The sequence below is a fragment of the Alteromonas infernus genome, from assembly GCF_902705815.1.
This window is the reverse complement of sequence record NZ_CACSIG010000019.1, coordinates 1-5,444: the sequence shown is the minus strand read 5'-3', so window position 1 is coordinate 5,444 and position 5,444 is coordinate 1. Positions and strand designations below refer to the sequence as shown.

Below are 5,444 nucleotides of genomic sequence, written 5' to 3'. Positions count from 1 at the left end.
GCCAAGAAAAGCGGCATGGTCAATATAACCAGTAGTGTTAACAGTCGGGAGAGGAGTGGCATTAACACCATCCTTCATGAACTTAATCCACTGTTCACCATAAACGTGACGATGAGGGACATAAAAAGTAAAAATGTCTACAGTAGAGTCAATAGCAAGGCCACGACGCAATGGAGAAAGACGGAGAGCGCCAACGGCGTCCATCTCGAAGGAGTCGCCAGCGATAACCGGAGTAGTTGAAATGGTAATAAGACGACCAATCTGACCAGCAAGGAAGCCAAGATGGGAAAGGTCATGCGGCATACGCTCGGCGCCAGTTTGAATATTAGACATAATTTATCCTCAAGTAAGGGGCCGAAGCCCCTGCAATTAAAATTGTTGACCACCTACATACCAAAGACGAGCGCCTTTACGCTTGCCTTTAGTACCTCGCAACGGCTGCGGACGACCAGGGCGAGCGCCAGAACGTTTTTTACCTTTAGACATTACATCACTCCTTCTGCACGTAATTTTTGACGCACGTTTTCTTCTGCGTCAGTAAGAACGTCAGTGTTTCCTGCGCGTACACGCAAGGTAAACGCGAACAATTCAGCGGCTTTAACCGGACGCTCGACGCCATTAATAATGTTTTCCGTAAATTCAGCGCCTTCCATGATGAGACAGGCCGTTTGAATGTTGACGGGATGAACATAATAAGCAATGACGGCAGCAATAAACTCAACAGGAGCAGGAAAGCGAGGGTATCCTACAAAGTCCAGCGTACCATAAACGCAAGCCTCAACGCAGCGACGAGCACGAGAGCGGTCAGTAGCAATCCAAACTTTGTTACTCGTCAGAAAATCGAAATCATCTTCGGTTAAATCCAAAACGGCAGAAGCCTGAATGAGCTTAATAGAGGCCAAAGCGGTCTGGAAACGTACGGATTGTTCAGTAACTTGACTCATGATTTCTTACCTATTAGTGGTTGAACAGCATCGGACTCAGATAGTAATCCACGCTCTTTTAAAATGTCAACAAGAGAATCTCTACCATGAACAAAATGTGACTCATATCTAAACCAGTCCTTGACGAACGTGCCAAGCATATTAAGCCACTTCTCCTCATCCAACGCGTCAGTTTTTGACAGAATCGTTAGTTGATGGCGAAAGGTCGCAAAGTAAGAGCTTCTCGAGCTGCGCAAGGATAGGTCGAATTTTCTCATTTTCCGCCAGCAGTCCACTTCGATTTAATTCGTAAACAAGCAGTAGTAATTCCTGCTTTATCAAGATAATTTTTCGACTCATCAGAAATATCCGAAAGTGTTAACTTCTGCGTCATGGAAGCGATAAAACTCTGCAGGTTGGATACGCCAATCATTTTTATCGAAGCGCGCATAAATTTGAGCAGATTTGTCGTCACAGGTTGCGCCGCCAAAACGTCGGCTACAGTAACTTTTCCCAGCCTCAATCTCATCTCTCTTTTTGCGTTCTGCTTCAATATCTGGTTGAACGGCGTCGCGTCGTAACCCAGCTTGGTAAGTTGGATTAAGCACTCCGTGGACAGATTTGTCATTGTGAGCATTTTCATCCCGAAGTTGCGGCTCATTCTGATTCTGAACAGCTTCTTGGGAAGTAGCGACAGCTTGGTTTTTAGTGAGTTGTTCCATTCTTTAGCTCCTAGACCTTTAGCAGCAAGGTCCATATCTGACTTTTTGTTAACGTATTTAGCCACATAGAAACCAACAGCCATATAACTGGTAGCTTTAAGCGGCTCACCTTTAGCATCAACAGGCCACAACCAACCAGAACGTGAAAAAGCGTCCTGCGTGTAGCGAACTGCGATGGGCATACTGTAACCATAAGGCCACGTATTTTGCAAGCTATTTAACTGGCGGCGATTGCGTACCCGACGACCAAAATTAGGGTCAACGCTACCTGTAGGAAGTGTCCGCATAAAGTGCACCGCATGGAAATGAAGACGGCCATTAGCTGTACCATACTCAGGCACACAAAAATACTGATAGCAGTCGGCGTGTGAATCATTAGCCTTGCGACCCTCGGCAGCAAGAACCATACGACCAATATCACGAAAATAGTCACGCAAAGCATTGGGATTATCATAAAACGCCTCTAATCGGTCGTCAGCCAACGTGAGAGTGTCAAAAACGATAAACCAACCATCAGCATGAGCCTGTCGCATTGCATTCATCAAACGCTGAATAGCAAAGCCTCTACGCGATTTCATAGTGGAGGCCTCCAGCAATCTTGAACACTCATCCTTAATACCTTTCTTTTTGGGGTAATTATACTCATCGCGAATATCCTTAAGAGGGCGTTCAGCAGCCAGCTTGCGGCAAAACTGCGTAACCGTCTTCTCGTTCTCTAAAAACCATTTTTCGTCCCCTTCGGGGCGGTGGTCTATAGTGTTATTAATATCAAGTTGGGGGAGCACATTGTAGCATTGTGCCAATTCATCCATTAACTTCTCAGTAACAGATACAAACTCATCACGAACGTCAGAAGCAGCCTTATGGCCGTCAACATACATATCACCATTATCGAACTCAACGCCCTGCATACGAAAAGACAGAATCTCTTCCAAGAGCTTGATGCGGTTATCCATCTGCTTATGGAAGCCAAGCATTGGGGATTGAGAAAGAGTAGAAATGCCACAAGCCTCAATAGCAGGTTTAAGAGCCTCGATACGCTCAAAGTCAAAATAATCAGCGTGACATTCAGAAGGGTAATAAGAACGAACCATAAAAAAGCCTCCAAGATTTGGAGGCATGAAAACATACAATTGGGAGGGTGTCAATCCTGACGGTTATTTCCTAGACAAATTAGAGCCAATACCATCAGCTTTACCGTCTTTCCAGAAATTGTTCCAAGTATCGGCAACAGCTTTATCAATACCATGAAAAATATCAACCACACCAGAAGCAGCATCAGTGACGACATTAGAAATATCCTTTGCAGTAGCGCCAATATGAGAAGAGCCATACCGCTGATTCTGCGTTTGCTGATGAACTAAGTCAACCTCAGCACTAACCTTGCGAGTCATTTCTTTGATTTGGTCATTGGTAAAATACTGACCAGCCGTTTGAGCTTGAGTAAGCATTTGGCGCATAATCTCGGAAACCTGCTGTTGCTTGGAAAGATTGGTGTTTTCCATAATAGACGCAACGCGAGCAGTAGACTCCTTCTGTTGATAAGCAAGCATCTCATTTTGTGCATATACCTGGTCTTTCGTATTCTGGCGTGAAGTCGCCGACTGAATGCCAGCAATCTCTTTTTGAGTCTCATTTTGCATCTCGGCAATCTCTTTCTGATTGTCCAGTTGCATTTTAGTAAGCTCTTTTTGATTCTCAAATCCGGCGTCAACCATACCAGCAGAGGAAGCATCAGCACCAGCACGCTCCCAAGCATTAAGCTCAGGAAATGCAGCAGCAAGATAATCACGAGTATCCTTTCCTTTATCAGCGGCAGACTTGCCACCAAGTCCAACCAAATCAAGCAACTTATCAGAAACGGCAGAAGTGCCAGCCTGCAACGTACCTTCAAGAAGTCCTTTACCAGCTTTAGCCATAGCACCAGAAACAAAACTAGGGACGGCCTCATCAGGGTTAGGAACATTAGAGCCTTGAATGGCAGATTTAATACCAGCATCACCCATGCCTACAGTATTGTTATCGGTAGCAAGCACATCACCTTGAATGCCACCGGAGGCGGCTTTTTGACCGCCTCCAAACAATTTAGACATGGCGCCACCAGCAAGAGCAGAAGCAATACCGCCAGCAATAGCACCAAACATAAATCACCTCACTTAAGTGGCTGGAGACAAATAATCTCTTTAATAACCTGATTCAGCGAAACCAATCCGCGGCATTTAGTAGCGGTAAAGTTAGACCAAACCATGAAACCAACATAAACATTATTGCCCGGCGTACGGGGAAGGACGTCAATAGTCACACAGTCCTTGACGGTATAATAACCACCATCATGGCGACCATCCAAAGGATAAACATCATAGGCAGTCGGGAGGGTAGTCGGAACCGAAGAAGACTCAAAGCGAACCAAACAGGCAAAAAATTTAGGGTCGGCATCAAAAGCAATATCAGCACCAACAGAAACAACCTGATTAGCGGCGTTGACAGATGTATCCATCTGAATGCAATGAAGAAAACCACCATTACCAGCATTAACCGTCAAACTATCAAAATATAACGTTGACGATGTAGCTTTAGGTGTCTGTAAAACAGGTGCCGAAGAAGCTGGAGTAACAGAAGTGAGAACCAGCTTATCAGAAAAAAAGTTTGAATTATGGCGAGAAATAAAAGTCTGAAACATGATTAAACTCCTAAGCAGAAAACCTACCGCGCTTCGCTTGGTCAACCCCTCAGCGGCAAAAATTAAAATTTTTACCGCTTCGGCGTTATAACCTCACACTCAATCTTTTATCACGAAGTCATGATTGAATCGCGAGTGGTCGGCAGATTGCGATAAACGGTCACATTAAATTTAACCTGACTATTCCACTGCAACAACTGAACGGACTGGAAACACTGGTCATAATCATGGTGGCGAATAAGTACGCGTTCTTGCAAATCACCAGAAGGCGGTTCCTGAATGAATGGGAAGCCTTCAAGAAGGTGATAAGCAGGAGAAACATACGAAGGCGCATAACGATACCACTGACCCTCAGCAATCTTAAACTTCTTAGACGAATCACCAGAACGGAAAACATCCTTCATAGAAATTTCACGCGGCGGCAAGTTGCCATACAAAACAGGGTCGCCAGCAATATCGGTATAAGTCAAAGCACCTTTAGCGTTAAGGTACTGAATCTCTTTAGTCGCAGTAGGCGGAAAACGAACAAGCGCAAGAGTAAACATAGTGCCATGCTCAGGAACAAAGAAACGCGGCACAGAATGTTTATAGGTCTGTTGAACACGACCAGAAAACTGGCCTAACGACGTTTGGTCAGTTCCATCAACATCATAGCCAGATGCCCAGAGATTAGAGCGCATGACAAGTAAAGGACGGTTGTCAGCGTCATAAGAGGTTTTACCTCCAAATGAAGAAATAACATCATGGTAACGCTGCATGAAGTAATCACGTTCTTGGTCAGTATGCAAATTAGCATAAGCAGCTTGCAGACCCATAATGTCAATAGATGTGGTAGAAGTCGTCATTTGGCGAGAAAGCTCAGTCTCAGGAGGAAGCGGAGCAGTCCAAATGTTTTTGAGATGGCAGCAACGGAAACCATAACGAGCATCATCTTGATTAAGCTCATTAGGGTTAGCCTCGGTACGGTCAGGCATCCACGGCGCTTTAAAATAGTTGTTATAGATATTCAAATAACCCTGAAACAAATGCTTAGGGATTTTATTGGTATCAGGGTTAATCGTGCCAAGAAAAGCGGCATGGTCAATATAACCAGNAGTGTTAACAGTCGGGAGAGGAGTG

9 protein-coding genes are annotated in these 5,444 nt (G+C 44.8%); all 9 read right to left on the bottom strand.

Going from position 1 to position 5,444, the window contains the following annotated elements:
- Nucleotides 1-333: major capsid protein (locus tag ACX5J7_RS05605; protein WP_498706390.1), on the bottom strand; the 333-nt coding region annotated here is incomplete at its 3' end.
- Between the two features lie 36 nt (nucleotides 334-369).
- A complete protein-coding gene (locus ACX5J7_RS05600) occupies nucleotides 370-486 on the bottom strand; it encodes a phage DNA packaging protein J (RefSeq protein ID WP_000033471.1) in 117 nt (38 codons plus the stop codon).
- The gene (locus ACX5J7_RS05595; protein WP_000084700.1) at nucleotides 486-944 is read right to left on the bottom strand and encodes a scaffolding protein D; all 459 of its coding nucleotides are present in this window, start codon (nucleotides 942-944) and stop codon (nucleotides 486-488) included. Before ACX5J7_RS05595 ends, ACX5J7_RS05600 begins: the two co-directional genes overlap by 1 nt.
- Nucleotides 941-1,180, bottom strand: a complete 240-nt coding sequence (locus ACX5J7_RS05590; RefSeq protein ID WP_016670801.1) for a phage DNA packaging protein C — start codon at nucleotides 1,178-1,180, stop codon at nucleotides 941-943. Before ACX5J7_RS05590 ends, ACX5J7_RS05595 begins: the two co-directional genes overlap by 4 nt.
- The gene (locus ACX5J7_RS05585) at nucleotides 1,113-1,265 is read right to left on the bottom strand and encodes a hypothetical protein (protein ID WP_435988044.1); all 153 of its coding nucleotides are present in this window, start codon (nucleotides 1,263-1,265) and stop codon (nucleotides 1,113-1,115) included. The genes ACX5J7_RS05590 and ACX5J7_RS05585 overlap by 68 nt, the downstream gene beginning before the upstream one ends.
- The gene (locus tag ACX5J7_RS05580; RefSeq protein WP_000252566.1) at nucleotides 1,198-2,739 is read right to left on the bottom strand and encodes a replication endonuclease; all 1,542 of its coding nucleotides are present in this window, start codon (nucleotides 2,737-2,739) and stop codon (nucleotides 1,198-1,200) included. Before ACX5J7_RS05580 ends, ACX5J7_RS05585 begins: the two co-directional genes overlap by 68 nt.
- Before the next feature lie 63 nt (nucleotides 2,740-2,802).
- The gene (locus ACX5J7_RS05575) at nucleotides 2,803-3,789 is read right to left on the bottom strand and encodes a Minor spike protein (RefSeq protein ID WP_000466547.1); all 987 of its coding nucleotides are present in this window, start codon (nucleotides 3,787-3,789) and stop codon (nucleotides 2,803-2,805) included.
- A gap of 8 nt (nucleotides 3,790-3,797) precedes the next feature.
- On the bottom strand, nucleotides 3,798-4,325 hold the full coding sequence (locus ACX5J7_RS05570) for a hypothetical protein (RefSeq protein WP_000487867.1): 528 nt from the start codon (nucleotides 4,323-4,325) through the stop codon (nucleotides 3,798-3,800).
- 110 nt (nucleotides 4,326-4,435) lie between these two features.
- A complete protein-coding gene (locus tag ACX5J7_RS05565; protein WP_080241825.1) occupies nucleotides 4,436-5,383 on the bottom strand; it encodes a major capsid protein in 948 nt (315 codons plus the stop codon).
- Between the last annotated feature and the right edge of the window lie 61 nt (nucleotides 5,384-5,444).